The sequence below is a fragment of the Rhodococcus sp. 008 genome (assembly GCF_001682295.1).
Lineage (GTDB): Bacteria > Actinomycetota > Actinomycetes > Mycobacteriales > Mycobacteriaceae > Rhodococcus_F > Rhodococcus_F qingshengii.
Genome location: NZ_CP012749.1, coordinates 3,047,736 through 3,064,361, shown reverse-complemented (window position 1 = coordinate 3,064,361; position 16,626 = coordinate 3,047,736). Strand labels below are relative to the sequence as shown.

The 16,626-nt window shown below is 63.1% G+C and carries 15 protein-coding genes; 11 read left to right on the top strand and 4 right to left on the bottom strand.

The window, feature by feature from the left end; all coding sequences use genetic code 11:
• Positions 1-61: 61 nt before the first annotated feature.
• Positions 62-2,224, bottom strand: a complete 2,163-nt coding sequence (locus tag AOT96_RS14310) for an acyl-CoA dehydrogenase (protein ID WP_065351906.1) — start codon at positions 2,222-2,224, stop codon at positions 62-64.
• 94 nt (positions 2,225-2,318) lie between these two features.
• On the opposite strand from AOT96_RS14310, the gene kstR reads away from it, so the two are divergent.
• Entirely contained in the window at positions 2,319-2,957 is a 639-nt protein-coding gene (kstR, locus tag AOT96_RS14305; protein ID WP_003945752.1) for a cholesterol catabolism transcriptional regulator KstR, read from the top strand.
• 87 nt (positions 2,958-3,044) lie between these two features.
• Positions 3,045-5,585 carry a trehalose-phosphatase gene (gene otsB, locus AOT96_RS14300; protein ID WP_047269638.1) on the top strand — a complete coding sequence of 847 codons (2,541 nt, stop codon included), beginning with the start codon at positions 3,045-3,047 and terminating at the stop codon, positions 5,583-5,585.
• Between the two features lie 3 nt (positions 5,586-5,588).
• Here otsB and AOT96_RS14295 read toward each other — a convergent pair whose 3' ends face one another.
• On the bottom strand, positions 5,589-6,677 hold the full coding sequence (locus AOT96_RS14295) for a LacI family DNA-binding transcriptional regulator (RefSeq protein WP_007733995.1): 1,089 nt from the start codon (positions 6,675-6,677) through the stop codon (positions 5,589-5,591).
• 139 nt (positions 6,678-6,816) lie between these two features.
• Between AOT96_RS14295 and AOT96_RS14290 the strand changes: the two genes are divergently transcribed.
• The 7 genes from AOT96_RS14290 to AOT96_RS14260 all read left to right on the top strand — a co-directional run bounded on the left by AOT96_RS14290 (position 6,817) and on the right by AOT96_RS14260 (position 12,733).
• Positions 6,817-7,767 carry a metal ABC transporter solute-binding protein, Zn/Mn family gene (locus AOT96_RS14290; protein WP_042920537.1) on the top strand — a complete coding sequence of 317 codons (951 nt, stop codon included), beginning with the start codon at positions 6,817-6,819 and terminating at the stop codon, positions 7,765-7,767.
• A 120-nt stretch (positions 7,768-7,887) separates the two neighbouring features.
• Positions 7,888-8,748 (top strand): metal ABC transporter ATP-binding protein, encoded by an 861-nt coding sequence (locus AOT96_RS14285; protein ID WP_029254441.1) that lies wholly within the window; start codon positions 7,888-7,890, stop codon positions 8,746-8,748.
• Positions 8,745-9,626, top strand: a complete 882-nt coding sequence (locus AOT96_RS14280; protein ID WP_003945811.1) for a metal ABC transporter permease — start codon at positions 8,745-8,747, stop codon at positions 9,624-9,626. The genes AOT96_RS14285 and AOT96_RS14280 overlap by 4 nt, the downstream gene beginning before the upstream one ends.
• Before the next feature lie 34 nt (positions 9,627-9,660).
• A complete protein-coding gene (locus AOT96_RS14275; protein WP_054781063.1) occupies positions 9,661-10,422 on the top strand; it encodes a LamB/YcsF family protein in 762 nt (253 codons plus the stop codon).
• Complete coding sequence (gene pxpB, locus AOT96_RS14270) at positions 10,419-11,033, top strand: 5-oxoprolinase subunit PxpB (protein WP_083197630.1); 615 nt, start codon at positions 10,419-10,421, stop codon at positions 11,031-11,033. Before AOT96_RS14275 ends, pxpB begins: the two co-directional genes overlap by 4 nt.
• Positions 11,034-11,090: 57 nt before the next feature.
• Positions 11,091-11,963 carry a biotin-dependent carboxyltransferase family protein gene (locus AOT96_RS14265; protein ID WP_065351905.1) on the top strand — a complete coding sequence of 291 codons (873 nt, stop codon included), beginning with the start codon at positions 11,091-11,093 and terminating at the stop codon, positions 11,961-11,963.
• Positions 11,964-12,040: 77 nt separating this feature from the next.
• The gene (locus tag AOT96_RS14260) at positions 12,041-12,733 is read left to right on the top strand and encodes an LpqN/LpqT family lipoprotein (RefSeq protein ID WP_065352850.1); all 693 of its coding nucleotides are present in this window, start codon (positions 12,041-12,043) and stop codon (positions 12,731-12,733) included.
• Positions 12,734-12,821: 88 nt separating this feature from the next.
• Here AOT96_RS14260 and AOT96_RS14255 read toward each other — a convergent pair whose 3' ends face one another.
• On the bottom strand, positions 12,822-13,463 hold the full coding sequence (locus AOT96_RS14255) for a hypothetical protein (protein ID WP_065351904.1): 642 nt from the start codon (positions 13,461-13,463) through the stop codon (positions 12,822-12,824).
• Between the two features lie 365 nt (positions 13,464-13,828).
• Here AOT96_RS14255 and AOT96_RS14250 point away from each other — a divergent pair, with 365 nt between their 5' ends.
• Complete coding sequence (locus tag AOT96_RS14250) at positions 13,829-14,560, top strand: hypothetical protein (RefSeq protein WP_231917444.1); 732 nt, start codon at positions 13,829-13,831, stop codon at positions 14,558-14,560.
• Between the two features lie 180 nt (positions 14,561-14,740).
• Positions 14,741-15,538: a helix-turn-helix domain-containing protein gene (locus tag AOT96_RS14245; RefSeq protein ID WP_031332820.1), complete on the top strand. Its 798-nt coding sequence runs from the start codon at positions 14,741-14,743 to the stop codon at positions 15,536-15,538.
• A gap of 21 nt (positions 15,539-15,559) precedes the next feature.
• Here AOT96_RS14245 and AOT96_RS14240 read toward each other — a convergent pair whose 3' ends face one another.
• On the bottom strand, positions 15,560-16,549 hold the full coding sequence (locus AOT96_RS14240) for an iron-siderophore ABC transporter substrate-binding protein (RefSeq protein ID WP_065351902.1): 990 nt from the start codon (positions 16,547-16,549) through the stop codon (positions 15,560-15,562).
• Between the last annotated feature and the right edge of the window lie 77 nt (positions 16,550-16,626).

Genomic DNA, 16,626 nt, shown 5'->3' with positions numbered 1-16,626 from the left:
TAGAACGTGTTCTAGTTGTATCACCAACGTGGACATTTCTAAAGGCCTCTACTCACGCCGTCTAATCACGGGGCAGGCCCAGAATTCTCTCCGCGGCGACGGTCAACAGAATCTGCGTGGTTCCGCCGGCAATCGACAGGCATCGCGTGTTGAGGAACTCACGCGAAAGCGGGCCCTCCACCCACCCGGCAGTACCACCCAATTCCATGGCGAACTCCGCGACATTCTGACGCTGGCGCACGCCCACCAGCTTGCGGACGCTCGACGCCGGACCCGGATCCTGACCGTCCAATTGCCGCAGTGTCGTGCGCAATTCCAGCAGTGAGCCCACCATGGCGGTTCCGATCAGCCCACCGAGCTTGTCTGCCACCACAGGATCGGGGTCGCCGGCCAGCTCGAGCAATTCCTCCATCGCACCGCCGAGCGAAGAGCCACCGCTCATTGCGACCCGCTCGTTGGCGAGGGTCGTTCGGGCCAGTTTCCAGCCTCCACCGAGCTGGCCGACGACGCACTCGTCCGGGACGAAGACGTCGTCGAGGAAGACTTCGTTGAACAGGGCATCTCCGGTGATCTCGCGCAGCGGCGAGATTCGAATCCCAGCCGTCTTCATGTCGAGAAGGAAGTACGTGATGCCCTTGTGTTTGGGAACCTCGCGATCGGTCCTGGCGAGGCAGATGGCCCAGTCAGCTTCACGCGCAAGCGAAGTCCAGACTTTCTGGCCGTTCAGCTTCCAACCGCCGTCGACCTTTTCCGCGGTCGTGCGCAGCGCGGCAAGATCGGAACCTGCACCAGGTTCGCTGAAGAGCTGACACCAGGTGATCTCACCCTTGAGCGTCGGAGTCGCAAATCTTTCGATCTGCTCCGCGCTGCCGTGCTCGAGGATGGTCGGCACTGCCCACCAGCCGATCACCAGATCGGGTCGGCCGACACCGACGGCCGCCAACTCTTCTTCGATCAGAATCTGTTGTGCGGCCTTGGCGCCCCGGCCGTACGGCTTGGGCCAGTGCGGTGCAAGGTAGCCCGATTCGGCCAACGCGTTGCGCTGCTCGGATTCGGGCAGCGCCACCAATTGCGCTACCTCTTCGCGAATTTCGGACCGGTCGGATTCGAGCTCACTCAAGTCGATCTGAAGGTGACGCCGTGCGCCGCCGATCGTCAATTCCGCGACGCGTGCGCGCCAATGAGACGATCCGCCCAGAATCTGCCGGAGCGACAGTGCTCGACGAAGGTAGAAGTGCGCCTCGTGCTCCCAGGTGAATCCGATGCCGCCGAGCACTTGAATGCAGTCCTTTGCCGTGTCGACAGCGGCATCCAGCGACACCGCGGCCGCCACTGCTGCGGCGATCGGAAGTTCGTCGCCCGACTCGGCAGCGACCGCACCATCCCAGGCGACGGCTCCGGCATTCTCTACGCGACACAGCATTTCGGCGCAGATGTGTTTGATCGCCTGGAACGAACCGATGGGCTTTCCGAATTGTTCGCGAATCTTCGCGTACTCCACCGCAGTACGCAGGCTCCACGCCGCGATTCCGGCAGCTTCGGCTGCCCCCAGTACCGCCGCGAGATCGGAAACCGATCCTGGCGCAATGTCATCGAGGATTCGGTCGGCGTCGACTGTCACTCGGTCGAACGAGACTCGTGCCAGTGGTCGCGACTTGTCGATGGTGTCGACCGCTTCGTAGGTCACGCCTTCGCTGTCTCCGTCGACGAGAGCCCAGACGACACGCGAGCCTTCGTCTTCGGACACGACGCCCGCCGACACGAGTACCGATACGCCTGAATCGCCGCCCCAGGCGTAACCTCCTTCGCCATGAAGCTCGATGCCGCCGGACGCATTCGCCGTTGCCGCAACTGGACTTTCGTCCAATACGACGGCACACGGCAGCGCACCGTCGGCGAGCGTTTCGGACCATCGCTTGGCAGCGGGCGACGAACTACGCCCCACCACCAGAGCTGCGAGTGCAGTCGTGAGAACAGGACCCGGCACGAGTTCGATTGCCGCCTGCTCGAGCATTGCTGCGAGATCGACGATTTCGGCCCCGGCTCCGCCTACCGCTTCGGGAACGGCGACCGAAAATATCCCGAGAGACGCGAACTCGGACCATTTCTCCCGCCACGAAACTGCTGGTCCACGGCGTACCATGTCCATCGGCGTGGCCGAGCGAGCCCAGGCCTCTATCGATTCCTGGACCGCCCGCTGTTCATCGGTCGTGGCGATTGTCACAACTGGTTCCCGCCTCTCGATAAGTGACACAATTGTTTAGAACGTGTTCTAATATGACACCTGGCCAAGAGTCAAGGCGCGAAGGAATTTGTCGATGACCACAACATCCCGATCCCGCTCCAACGCGGTTGCTTCTGCAACGCTCGGGGACGACGATCTCAGCTCCAACGCGCAACGTGAACGCCGCAAGCGGATTCTCGACGCAACACTCGCCTTGGCGTCCAAGGGGGGCTACGAGGCTGTTCAGATGCGCGCCGTGGCCGAGCGTGCCGACGTCGCAGTCGGAACGCTCTATCGCTACTTCCCGTCCAAGGTTCACCTACTGGTGTCCGCCCTGGCACGCGAATTCGAGAAGATCGATTCCAAGGGCAAGATCCCGCCTGGAACCAGTCCGCTCGAGCGGATGCAGCTGATCCTCAGCCTCATCACCCGCGCGATGCAGCGCGATCCGCTCCTCACCGAAGCGATGACTCGCGCGTTCATGTTCGCCGACGCCTCCGCAGCGGCCGAGGTCGATCAGGTGGGCCAGTTGATGGACCGCCTCTTCGCACGAGCGATGACCGAAGAGGAGCCAACCGAAGAGCAGTTGGCGATCGCGCGCGTGATCTCCGATGTGTGGCTGTCCAATTTGGTGGCATGGCTCACGCGACGCTCTTCGGCTACCGATGTCGCCAATCGACTGGAATTGACGGTTGAACTGCTGCTCGGTGACGGAACTCGGAAACCCGAATAGACATCCTTTGTCGCATCTGTCATTTTTGCACTGATCGGCCGGAAACGTATCGAGCCAGGAGTCGCTGCATCACCTAGATTTGAAGAGGTGAGCGCACAAGATCTGTCCATCGAACTCCGCCGAGCGCTGTCAGGCGTGGCACGCACGCCGCGTCTGCTCGTAGCCTCCGACTACGACGGGACGATGGCACCCATCGTCGCCAACCCGGACAAGGCGTATCCCCGGGCGGAAACGGTGCGTGCGCTTCGCTCTCTCGCCAGCCTCGCGTCGACGACGGCTGCCGTGATCTCGGGCCGCGCCCTCAAGGATCTGGCTGCGCTGTCCCGACTTCCCGCCGAAGTGCAATTGGTCGGCAGCCACGGCTCCGAGTTCGACATCGGATTCGTTCACGCGATCGACGCCGACGCCAGGAAACTGCTCGACGAGATCGTCACCGAGTTGGGCCGAATCGCCGCCGACACCCCTGGGGCAACGGTGGAGAAGAAGCCCGCCAGCGTTGCACTGCACGTACGCAACACCAGTGCCGACGACGCCGAGAAGGCGCTCATCGCCGTCCGCACCGAATCGGCACTCTGGCCAGGCGTTCAGGTCACCGAGGGCAAATCGGTGGTCGAGTTGGCTGTCATCGCCACCGACAAGGGGCACGCACTCGACTTGATTCGCCATCAGGACGGCGCAACCGCTGCCGTCTTCATCGGCGACGACGTGACCGACGAAAAGGCGTTCAGCAGGCTTCAGGGGCCGGACATCGGAATCAAGGTCGGCAGCGGGGACACCGTCGCCGACTATCGCGTCGACAGCACCGAGGACGTCGCTGCCGCTCTGGCGTTCCTGCTCGACGAGCGTCGTACGTGGCTTTCCGGCGCCGACGCTCCGCCCATCGAGCGACTCTCGATGCTCGCCAGTCCGCGCACCGTCGCTTTGGTGACCCCGGATGCGACGCTGACCTGGTTGTGTCACCCGGAACCGGATTCAGCGGCCGTCTTCGCACACCTTCTCGGCGGAACCGGGGCCGGCCACTTCTCGGTCGGGCCTCGACGCACAGCCTTGCCGCTGAGCCAGAAGTACATCGACAGCACGATGACAGTTCAGACCCGCTGGGCGAGCCTGTCCGTCACCGACTACCTCCCCCACGACGTCCCACAGGGACGAACCGACCTGACCCGCATCATTTCCGGTCAGGCCGACGCGATCGTCTCGTTTGCACCCCGTCCCGAGTTCGGCCAGGGTCAGGTCACGCTCGAGGTCGTCGACGAGGGCATTCGGGTCCTCGGCACCAACGAGCCGTACGTACTCCGCTCCCCCGGCGTGCTGTGGAACATCGCCACCGACGGAAACCAGCAGACCGCCCACGCCATCGTCGAGCCGTCCAAGGGTGACGTCGTCCTCGAATTGCGCTGCGGAACAGAAGAAATCGGCCCGTCCGACGTTCCGGAGCTCGAGCGTCGAGCGACCTCGGAGGCCTACTGGTCCGATTGGGCCAAGACGCTCGAACTCCCGAAGCTGAAGCCGGACTTGATGAAACGCTCTGCACTGACCTTGCGCGGGCTGGTCCACGCCGATTCCGGTTCCATCATGGCTGCCGCGACGACGTCCCTGCCGGAAGAGATCGGCGGAGTCCGCAACTGGGACTACCGCTATTGCTGGTTGCGCGACGCCGCCCTCACCGCAACAGCTCTCGTGAGCGTCGGATCCACCGACGAGGCCGAGAACTACCTGGACTGGGTACACCGCGTGCTCGAAACACTGCCGGGACCCGAGCGCCTGCACCCCCTCTACACGCTCTACGGGACTTCGCTACCGCCAGAGGCCGTCATCGATTCACTCCCCGGATACGCCGGCTCCCGGCCGGTCCGCGTCGGAAACGCCGCGAATCAGCAGGTTCAACTGGACGTGTTCGGCCCGATCGTCGAGCTCATCGTCGAACTGGCGAATGCACGCGAAAAGGCCGGTGATCCCGATCCTTTGAGCGACCGCGACTGGGAACTGGTGTGCGCCATGGTCGAAGCAGTGCAGCGGCGCTGGTTCGAACCCGATCACGGCATCTGGGAAATTCGCGACAACCCGCGCCACCACGTCTATTCCAAGGTTATGGGCTGGGTCACCGTCGACCGCGCCGTCGATCTTGCGACCCGCTTTTCTCGCGAGGCCCTGCCCGAGTGGGTGGAACTGCGTGACCAGATCGCCGACGAAGTACGACACAAGGGCTGGAAGGACGACGTCCAGTCGTACACCGCAGCCTACGACGGTACCGATCTCGACGCGGCGACTCTGCACATCGGGCTGTCGGGGCTGATCGATCCGACGGATCCGCGCTTTGCAGCGACCGTCGTAGCCACCGAGGCCGAACTACGCAGCGGCTCAACGGTATACCGCTACCATCACGACGACGGCCTGCCCGGCATCGAAGGTGGATTCCATCTCTGTGCCGCCTGGCTCGTCGAGGCATACCTACTGATCGGGCAACGCCTGCAAGCAGAGGCACTGTTCGACCAGTTGGTCGCGGCAGCGGGTCCCACCGGACTGCTCGCGGAGGAGTACGACCCCATCGCGGAACGCTCACTGGGCAACCACCCCCAGGCGTACAGCCATCTGGGCTTGTTGCGCTGCGCCCAACTCCTGGCGTGAGCGCTACCCCTTGATCCGACCTGATGTTCGCCCGGCCAGTAGTTCGGTGTCGAGCATCTCGACTATCGGAACGCCGGATCCGGACGGCGACATCAGGAGCGCACCGGCACGCCGGCCCTTCTCTTCCTGGGGCTGGCGCACCGTTGTCAGTGATTCGCGCAGCGCCTCGTCGACGCCGTCGAATCCGGTGATCGACAGTTGGCCAGGTACATCTATGCCCTGCCAGCGCGCCCAGTCCAAGGCGCCGAGAGCCAGCACGTCGGTGGTGCAGACCAGTGCGGTGATCTCGGGGTTGGTCGCGAGAGCTTCCGCCGCCGCCGAGTGCCCGGACTGCGATGTGTGGACGTACCGCTCGATCACGGTGAGTGAGAGTGGGTCCATGTCGGACGCCACCATCGCGTCGCGCACTCCTTCGATCCGCTCACGCTGGACGTGGAAGTGTGGGGACTTGAGTCGTTCCTGGCTGACGACGCCGTCCATCCGGTCGCGCCCCAGCCTCATGCAGAGCACGCCGATGTCACGGTGTCCGAGACCGATGAGGTAGTCGGCGACCTTGCGCATGGCAGCGCGGTCGTCGATGCCCACGAGGGATGCACCGGGAATCTCGCGGGGCTGGTCGCAGACGACGATCGGAATGTGACGCTCGAGCACGGCGGCAAGATACGGGTCGTCGTCGGCCACGGAGTAGACGACAAAGCCGTCGACGCCCGCCTGCTGGACCACGGCCGCAGCATCCACCTCGTCGCGCCCGGGCCCGGCCGGGATGAGCAGCAAGCCCTGGCCGGCGTCCTCACATGATTCCGAGAGACCGGCCAGGAAGCTCATGGCAGCCGGGTCACGGAACGAATAACTGAGTGCTTCGGTGAGCAGGAGACCGACGGCGCCGGCTTTGCGAGTTCGCAAGGAGCGGGCGACCGGATCAGGTCCGGGGTATCCGCGTCGCTTGGCCGCTTGGAGCACTCGATCCCGCAGCTCGACGGAGAGCTGATCGGGTCGGTTGTACGCGTTCGAGACTGTAGTTCTCGACACATTGAGCTCGGCGGCAAGCGACGCCAAAGTGGCTTGACGGCGTGGCTGACGGGACCGGGGCATAAACGGACGTTAGCCGTAGTGCCCGCAGACGGCGCGTTGGGGCTGAACCGAAGGTGAACTACCAGCGACTATGCGCTAATGTGTAACGGTAACGGTTTCCAATAGCATTTAGCCCAGCCTTTGTTCAGGAGAAAAGCACGTGCGTTCGTCGTCGAAATTCCGCACCGCCACCGCCCTCGCGGCCGTCTCGGTCGCCGCAGCATTCGCGCTCACCGCGTGCAGCTCAACCTCCTCGAAGGACGACGGCATCACCGTCGTCGCATCGACGAACGTGTGGGGCGACGTCGCGCAGGCCGTCGCCGGCGACAAGCTGACCGTGACGTCGATCATCAACGAGCCGTCCGCGGACCCGCACTCGTTCGAAGCGACTCCCGCCGATGCCGCCAAGATCACCGACGCATCGCTCGTCGTCTACAACGGCGGCGGCTACGACCAGTTCATCACCGACGTCCTCGACGCGGGCAAGGGTGAGCAGAAGACGGTCAACGCCTACAACCTGCTCGACGGCGGCATCCACGCCGGCGAAACCGCGGGCGAATCGCATGACGGTCACACCCACGGCGCAGTCAACGAACACGTCTGGTTCGACATCCCGACCGTCGACGCCGTCGCACATTCGGTGGCCGATCAGCTGAGCGCTCTCGATCCGGACAACGCGGCGACCTACGAGGACAACGCGAAGGCATACAGCCAGAAGCTCGCCGGCGTCACAGCGATCACCGATTCCATCGCCGCTGCCCACGCAGGCGCACCGGTGGCGCAGACCGAGCCGATCGCGCACTACCTCCTGGTCGCAGCTGAACTGAAGGACGCAACTCCCGAAGAGTTCACCAGTGCCATCGAAGACGGCAACGATCCTTCACCGGCCGCAATCGCCGCAACGCGCCAGCTCCTCTCGGAGAAGCAGGCCCGCGCACTGGTCTACAACATCCAGACGCAGGACAAAGTGACCCAGGACATGCGCACCACAGCCGAAACCGCCGGAGTGCCCGTCGTCGAGGTTACGGAGACTCTCCCCGAGGGCCTGGACTACATTCAGTGGCAGACGCAGACCGCGGAGTCGCTCGCAAACGCCCTCTCTGCCCAGTAATTATTTGCCCCACCATTTCCGAGAAGAACCGATCGGCTTGTGACAGAAACTTCCGCGAATACTCCTGTGCCCCCTGGTAACACCGTGCCTTCTGGTAACACCGTGCCTTCTGGTAACACCGTGCCTTCAAAGGCCTCCGTGCCCGCTGTCACGCTGAAGGACGCTCGATTGTCCTTCGGCGCCCGCACATTGTGGGACGGGCTCGATCTCGAGGTACAGCCAGGTGAGTTCATCGCCGTACTCGGGCCGAACGGGTCGGGCAAGACCTCGCTCCTGAAGATTCTGCTGGGCCAACTACAACTCAGCGGCGGTAGTGCACAGATCGTCGGCACGCCGGCACGGGCCGGGAACTCACACGTCGGGTACATCCCGCAGCAGAAATCCATCGACGACGGCCTCCCGCTCCGAGGCCGCGACCTGGTCGGCCTCGGCGTCGACGGTCACCAGTGGGGTACTGGCCTACTGCGTCGGGGTCGTCGCCGCAAGATCGTCGACGACGCCATCGCACAGGTCAGCGCCCAGTCGTTCGCCGACGCTCCCATCGGTTCCATGTCCGGCGGTGAGCAGCAGCGACTGCGAATCGCACAGGCTTTGGTCGGCGACCCGCGGATCCTGCTGTGCGATGAGCCGCTGCTCAGCCTCGACCTCGCCAACCAGCACCTGGTCTCGACGCTGATCGACAAGCGTCGGCGCAGCCATGACACCGCGGTGCTGTTCGTGACGCACGAGATCAATCCGATCCTGCCGTTGGTGGATCGAGTGCTCTATCTGGTGGACGGCAAATTCCGGATCGGGACGCCGGCCGAAGTGATGACGTCCGAAGTTCTCTCGGATCTGTACAACACCGACGTCGAAGTGTTGCAGGTTCGTGGCCGCCTCGTCGTGATCGGCACCGGCGACGCCATCGACGCGCTCGGCAGCGCAGGCGGACTACGCCCGGGAGAAGGCGTTCACCATTCTGATGAGGATCACCACCAGTGAGTAACAAGTTCACCGACGCGATGTCGCGGATGTTCGACGTGTCCGCCACCGTCGACCTACTGCAGTACGACTTCGTCCAACAGGCGTTGATTGCCGGTGCCATCCTCGGATTGTTGGCAGGCATCATCGGGCCGCTGATCGTGAGCCGTCAGATGTCGTTCTCGGTGCACGGAACGAGTGAGCTGTCACTGACGGGCGCATCCGCCGCACTTCTCGTCGGTGTGGGCGTCGGCTTCGGTGCCATCGTCGGATCCGTGGTCGCGGCAGTGCTGTTCGGACTGCTCGGAGCCAAAGCGCGCGACCGAGATTCGGTGATCGGCGTGATCATGGCTTTCGGCCTCGGCCTGTCGGTGTTGTTCCTCTGGGCGTACGACGGTCGCACGGGAACCAGCTTCTCGTTGTTGGTCGGACAGATCGTGGCGCCGGGAAACAGCGGTCTCGAACTTCTGCTGCTGTGCGCGGTCATCGTGATCGGCACACTCGGATTCATCTACCGCCCTTTGCTGTTCGCAAGCACCGACCCCGAAGTTGCTGCAGCTCGCGGTGTTCCGGTCCGGGCACTGTCGATCGTGTTCGCAGTGTTGGTCGGCATCACCGCAGCACTCGGCGTACAGATCGTCGGTGCTCTGCTGGTGATGTCGCTGCTGATCACCCCCGCAGCGGCCGCCGCGTACGTCACGGCAAGCCCACTCAAGGCCACGATCCTCTCCGTCGTGTTCGCCGAACTGGCAGCCGTCGGCGGCATCCTTCTCTCGCTGGCCCCCGGCGTTCCCGTCTCGAGTTTCGTCACCTCGGTCTCGTTCGTGATCTACCTGATATGCCGACTCTTCGGATCCGCACGTCGCAAGAATGCCGGACGGATTCCGGCGCACGCCTGAACACCGAGAGCCCATACCTACCTAGAATCGAGGTATGGGTTACAGCGTTGATCTGAACAGCGACCTCGGCGAGGGCTTCGGAGCCTGGACCCTGGGCGACGACGACGCCATGCTCGAACTTGTCACCAGCGCGAACATCGCCTGCGGATTCCATGCCGGCGACCCGACGACGCTGTTGGCGACTTGCGAATCCGCCGCCACCCGCGGCGTCCGGATCGGCGCGCAGGTGGGGTACCGAGACCTCGCCGGTTTCGGCAGACGCTTCATCGACGTCTCCCCGAAGGACCTCACCGCCGACGTCATTTATCAAATAGGGGCACTCGACGGTTTGGCTCGTGTCGCCGGATCGCGGGTCACGTACGTCAAACCCCACGGCGCGCTCTACAACGCAATAGTCCATCACCGACGGCAGGCGCGGGCCGTGGTCGCCGCCGTCGTTGCCTACGACAGTTCGCTACCTGTTCTCGGACTACCGGGTTCGGTGTTTCTGGAAGAGGCGCGCGAGGCCGGCCTCGAGATCGTCGCCGAGGCTTTTGCCGATCGTGCGTACACGGCGGAAGGCACCCTGGTCCCCCGCACCGAGTCGGGCGCCGTTCTGCACGACCCGACGCTTGTTGCAGAACGGGTTCGGCGAATGGTCGTCGACGGCGAGTTGGACGCCGTCGACGGGAGCACGTTGAAAGTCGCTGCCGCATCGGTGTGCGTGCACGGTGACAGTCCGGCAGCCGTCGACATGGCCGTGGCAATCCGTGCTCTCCTCGAATCTTCCGACGTCGAGATCACGCCGTTCACATGATCACGATCCTGCCCGCCGGTGAATCCGCAGTCCTCGTCGAGTACGACGAACTGCCGAGCGTGCTGGGCAACTTCAGGGCTCTCGACGCCAGTCGGATCCCCGGCGTGATCGACCTGATTCCCGCGGCGCGAACCATCTTGATCGAGTACGACAACACGATCACCGCGCACCAACTGGTGGAGAAATGGGTACGTGGGGCCGTACCGATCGAACTCACAGCAGACGAGAGCGGGTCTGCTGTCGAGATTCCGGTCCGCTACGACGGCCCCGATCTCGTAGAGGTGGGCAAGCTGACCGGACTCGGGGTCGACGGTGTGATCGATGCTCACACGTCTGCGTCGTGGACCGTCGCGTTCATCGGTTTCGCCCCCGGCTTCGCGTATCTGACCAGCAACGAGAGAAAGCTCGAAGTTCCACGTCGATCGGACCCGCGCAGGCAGGTCCCCGCCGGTGCAGTCGGGTTGGCCGGACCGTTCTCGGGCGTCTACCCGCGTAGTTCCCCAGGCGGGTGGCAGTTGATCGGAACGACTGAACTGTCGGTGTGGGATGCCGAGCGCCGCCCGCCGGCGCTGCTTCTACCCGGCACCACAGTCACCTTTGTCCGTGCATGATTTTGGTGCAAGCATGATTTTGGTGTCTTCACCGCGCTGTTGCGGGACAATGGATTCATGGCCTGGCTCGAGGTTGCGCGTACCGGCCCGCTCGCCACAGTTCAGGACCGCGGGCGGAGAGGCTACGGCGCCCTCGGGGTCGGAAGATCCGGCGCCGTCGACATGATCTCGCACGACAGCGCCAACAGACTCGTAGGCAACACTTTTCGAGCAGCAACCATCGAAGTCACCGCTGGCGGTTTCGCTATGCGGGCCGTCGGTTCGATGACGGTGGCAGCGACAGGCGCGCGGGTGCCGCTGGCCGTCGACGGACGGCCGGCACCTGACTACGCGAGCATCCATCTGGGTGGTGGCAGCATTCTCGAATTGGGTTACAGCACAACCGGGTTGAGAACGTATATCTCTGCACGCGGTGGCGTCGACGTCCCGCAGGTACTCGGAAGCAGATCCACCGACACGCTCTCCGGACTCGGACCGCCGCCGCTCGCCGCCGGCGATCTAGTCCTCCTCGGGGCCGAGGAAGGGACGTGGCCCACCGAAGAGTTGATTCCACCGCCGGCATCTGCACTCGGCGCAGTTCCGATCGAGATCACGCTCGGCCCCCGAAATTCCTGGTTCACCGCCGCATCCGTTCACGCGCTCCTTCACACCACGTGGAAAGTCACCGAACACACCAACCGAGTCGGGGTCCGGTTACAGGGCCAAGGGCCTTTGCATCGCTCACGCACCGAGGAATTGCCGAGCGAAGGCGTCGTGACGGGATCCATCCAGGTGCCACCAGGCGGCCAGCCCGTCGTGTTCCTCGCCGACCATCCCGTGACCGGCGGATACCCGGTCATCGCCGTCGTTTCCGACGCCGGGATTGCGTCGCTGGCACAGCTGCGGCCCGGCAGCACCATTACCTTCAAGGCCACTACTCGGCCGTCGTAGCGCTGATAGTCTCAGCCGCGCCAGCAATGCTGCCGGCGGCGCTCGGCCGTCGCCAGAACCTGAAGGACTGTCACACTATGAGCCCTAAGAGCAGCACACTTGCTCTCGGAATAGCGTCACTGATCACTGCTGCACTCGTCTTGTCCGGATGCAGCAGTTCGGAAAGCGGCGACGCCGTCTCCAGTGATACCAACACCAGTGAGACCACCGCTTCCGAAAGCTCTGCATCCTCACCGTCTGCCGCTGCCGCGAAGCCGACTTTACGGGACGGAACACCGTTCATCGGTGAGCGGACGACGATCGAAACCGGCGACGACCCCGAAGCGCCGAGCATCAGCGTCAGCCTCCCGCCGAGCTGGACTCACGGCGAGAACATCCCTGCCGGCGTTACGGACGCGTTGTCCAGCAACAGCCAGGAACCCAGCGGTTTCATGCCGAACACCACGGTGACGGTCGAAAACCAGGGCACCGCAACAAAAGACGAGGTTCTTGCCGCTGCGCGTGAAACGATCGCCACTCTCGACGGGTGGACCGAGGTGAAGTACACCGAGATCGACGTCGACGGACAGCAGGGTTTCCGCCTCTCCGGAACCTGGACCGCCCCAAACCTGGACGTTCCGCTCTACGCCGTCATGACGGTCGTCGCTTACCAAGCCGACGACAACTCGCCGGTCTACCTGGTCAGCTTTGCAAACCAGTTCACCGACACGACGAACATGCAGACCTCCAACCAGGTGGAAGAAATCAACACCTCGATCGAATTCGGCTGAGCACCTGATGGTTTGAATACCCGATCACCGAACAACCGCGGCGGGCCGAGACCACGACAGTCTCGGCCCGCCGTTTCACAACTCTCGCCTAGCTCGAACCGAACAGGCCGCCGAGGGAACCGAGGCCACCACTCAACGAGCCGAGCGATCCGATTCCGCCACCGGTTCCGGGGCCAGTGGGATCAACCGGATCAACGGGATCAACCGGGTCAACCGGATCGACCACATCCGCGGCGCGGACAGTGATGGACGGGCCCAAGTTGGCGAAATTCGCACTCGACTGGAATCCGTTGCCCATCACCGTGGCACCTACCGCCAATCCACTTCCGTACACGGTTCCCGGCGCACACGAAGCAGTAACCGTGTAGCTGGTCTTCATGGTCACCGGTTTGCTGCCGTTGTTGATCCAGCCGGCACTGGTCACCTCGAGCGTCGTGGCTGTCAGTTCCGGCGTTTCAGTGGTTTCGGTCATCGTCCCGCCAACGTGAAACTTCGTGACCTTCGCCGAGCCCGGGACAAAGGTCAAGCATGCGGCATGCGTCTCGGTGAACCTGCTGATATACCCGTCGATTCCACTCTTCTTCGACACTGTCGTGTAGGTGATCGTGTCACCGATCTTCGGCGACGCATTGTCCACGGTGCGAGTAAATGTGTAGGCACCGGAAGTTGCTGTCTCGGCAGTCGCGACTCCCGCACCCAGCGCGCTTGCGCCCACAGCAAGAGCAATCACCCCCAAACCAGCTCCAACGGTGGACAGACTACGATTCCTGGATCCAAACTTTGCCACGAACAATCTCCACTCTGTGTGGTTCCAGGACAACCGAATTCATTGATTACTGGAACTTGTTGCAACCCGACTCTCGAAGTACGATACAGTCGACCTGGACATTCGCCCAGCTTTTCGTCGAAATAGTCGACAATCAGTTAACGGCAGGCAATCGACACCGAAAAAGTCCTCTCAATTCGGACTTTTCCGTAAATTCTGCCGAACTGATACATAGGCAAGCGTCCGATAGGTTTCAATGGTTACCGCGGCGCAACCTTTGAAGAGTCATCCCATCGCCGTCAGCGTGAACCCCTCGAACGGAGAATTTCATGTCACGTTTTTCAATGCGCAAAACACTCACCGGAATCGCAATCGCTGCACTTGCCACCAGCGGACTCGTGATGACCGCAGGCACCGCGAGCGCCGATGCCACCCACCCGTCCGCGGCAACGGTCAACTCCTCCAACGTCCGAATCACCAAGAGCATCGTGGGCGACGGCGAAGTTGCACCCGGCGGCAAAGTCACCGTGCGCACGGTCATCTCCACAACAGGCCACCCCGAGCGTTACGTCGACCAGTTCGTCGACCAGTTCGTCGACCGCTACCCCGCCACGTTCAAGTACATCCAGGGCACGGCAACGGTCAACGCGTGGCACTTGATCGGCGGTCAGAAGACCGAATCCGTCACGCCTTCGGTTGACACTGCCGCCCGAACCGTGAATGTGCCCAGCACCGGCTGGCTGATCTCACCCACCGGAAGCAAGACCGTGACGATCGAGGCGCAGTACCTCGTCGCCGACGATGCACCGATCGGCTCGTACCAGGAAATGTCGAGCTCGATCGGTATCTCGACGTTCAATACCGAACAGAACATCAGCGGCGTCTACGCCAAGATCCGCGCCAAGAACCCCGGCGAGGCGGCCGCATCGGGCTCGACAGATCTGGGCTTCGGCTCTTCTGACGGCGAGGGCGGAACCGGTTCGGCCGGATCCTCCATCCTCGACAACCCGGCCGGCTTCATCTCCGACATCATCAGCGGTGTCCTGGCCAACGGCAGCTGATTCACTCGCTCCGCCTGCTCCACCTGTAAACACTCCGTCGGGGAATGTGTTCGAGGGTGGCATCGAGTCTTCGGACTCGGTGCCACCCTCGATCTTTTGTGGCGATCACACTCCGTCGCGCCTGCATCAAAGAACCAAATAGGAAAGCATTACCTAAGTCATTCGCGGTATGATCCACCGATGAGTTCCACAGGATTTCCGTACTGGGCTGTGCCGGCAGGCCGGTACGTTCCGCTCCCCTTCTCGATGACGACGTCCACCATCGGGCGTGATCAGAAGCGCGCGTGGCGTGAGATCCGCCATCCCGAACACGAACTCCTCTGGGGCGCTTCCGGCGAGATGAGCGCGTACATCGACGACGTTCGTTGGCAGATCCCACCGACGGTCGGCATGTGGATTCCGGCTGGAACTCCACGGCGCATCACGCTCGGCGCATCCACCGAGGCTCGCTTCACCTATTTCCGGCCCGAGTCGTTCCCCCACCCGTGGACAAAGCCCGCGATCATCGGCATCGACGACGTCGTCAAGACGATGCTCATCCATCTGCACCAGCGAAACATGCCTACCGAGGCTCGCTTGCGGGCGGAATCCGTAGTCTTCGACACGCTCGCGCCCATCGAGGCGGCTGATGTCGCAGTGCCGATGCCCGCCGATCCCCGGGCCCTCGCCGTTGCACGCCGCTTGATCGCCGACCCCGCCGATCAACGCGGGCTTGCCGATTGGGCCTATGTGGTCGGCGGAAGCCCCCGCACCCTGAGCCGTGTGTTCTCTCAAGGCACGGGGATGTCCTTCACCGAGTGGCGAATTCAAGTTCGCGTCCGCGCTGCGATGTCCTATCTCGCTGCGGGCGTTCCTGTTTCGACGGTAAGCCGTCGCGTCGGATACGAAACCCCCAGCGCCTTCACCAGCGTGTTCCGCAAGGTCACCGGACGCACACCGAAGAACTACTACTCGGACGCGTGCGAGTTGTCGGCCTAGCTGGTCAGTTTCATCAGCGGGTCAGAACCCGTTCATCTTCGAGACCAGTTCCGCGAAAGCATATTTGACGCTCAGCGACGTGGGTGAAGCCAAGGCCATCACTCGTGCCAGACCGAGCTGCTGAATCAGCCTGCCGTCCTTGACTGCCGGCAGGTCGGCAAACAACTTGTCCCCCATCAATCCGGGGAGCCCCTGCCCACTCGCGTCGTTGAGCACGATCACGTCCGCGTCCAGTTCGTTGTACTGTTCGCGCGATGCAGTCACCGACCCCTGGGTGTCGCCGCACAGCTCTGCGCTTCCGGCCGACTGCTTCAGTCCGAGCTGGGACATCAGGATGACTCGGCCGTCGTCAGCGCAGTAATTGGTGAGGCCGTCGATGTTTCCCGAGAGGAAGGTCAAGGTTTTCCCGTTCAGATTCGGGGATCCGGCAGCCAGGTCGGCTATGGAATCGTCAGTTTCCTCGATCGGCTCGGCAGCCCGCTTCGGTTGGCCGAGTACTGATCCGATGGTCGACAACTGTTCCTGCCACGTGGTCGCCCATGCGGTCTCCTTGAACGGAATGGTGGGTGCGATCTGGGAAAGACGTGCATAGTCGTCTTCGGTGATTCCCGAGACCACTGCGATGATCACGTCCGGCTCCAACGCCAGGATCTGCTCGAACGGCACACCGGACGTGCTGTCGAGCAACGTGGGTTCGACATCGCCCAACAATTCTTCGTCCCACGGCAGGATGCCGTTCTCCAAGCCTGCCCCACTGAACGACTCCATGGCGACGGGTGTCTTGCCCAGTGCGAGGACCGAATCCTGGCTGTTCCAGCCGATCGTCACGATCCGCTGAGGTTCGGTCTCGATGGTGGTCGACCCGTACGCGTGATCAACGGTGACCGGCAGCGCGCCGGCCTCGGCCAACTGCGTCGTGCCCTCCGACGCTGTTGACTCGGTGCTGCTCTGGCAGCCTGCGAGCAGGGCAATCGCGGCCAACGCAGCCACTATTCGGGTAGTGCTCTTCATCTTCTGTCAGCTCTCTTCGCAAACGTACTTTGTTTCGACCAGCCAGGTATATCGAGACCCGATCCCGGTAATGGGGT

Coding starts and splice junctions, on each gene's coding strand:
- kstR (WP_003945752.1), top strand. CDS start 2,319: ATGACCACAACATCCCGATCCCGCTCCAACGCGGTTGCTTCTGCAACG.
- AOT96_RS14295 (WP_007733995.1), bottom strand. CDS start 6,677: ATGCCCCGGTCCCGTCAGCCACGCCGTCAAGCCACTTTGGCGTCGCTT.
- AOT96_RS14275 (WP_054781063.1), top strand. CDS start 9,661: ATGGGTTACAGCGTTGATCTGAACAGCGACCTCGGCGAGGGCTTCGGA.
- pxpB (WP_083197630.1), top strand. CDS start 10,419: ATGATCACGATCCTGCCCGCCGGTGAATCCGCAGTCCTCGTCGAGTAC.
- AOT96_RS14265 (WP_065351905.1), top strand. CDS start 11,091: ATGGCCTGGCTCGAGGTTGCGCGTACCGGCCCGCTCGCCACAGTTCAG.
- AOT96_RS14260 (WP_065352850.1), top strand. CDS start 12,041: ATGAGCCCTAAGAGCAGCACACTTGCTCTCGGAATAGCGTCACTGATC.
- AOT96_RS14250 (WP_231917444.1), top strand. CDS start 13,829: ATGTCACGTTTTTCAATGCGCAAAACACTCACCGGAATCGCAATCGCT.
- AOT96_RS14245 (WP_031332820.1), top strand. CDS start 14,741: ATGAGTTCCACAGGATTTCCGTACTGGGCTGTGCCGGCAGGCCGGTAC.
- AOT96_RS14240 (WP_065351902.1), bottom strand. CDS start 16,549: ATGAAGAGCACTACCCGAATAGTGGCTGCGTTGGCCGCGATTGCCCTG.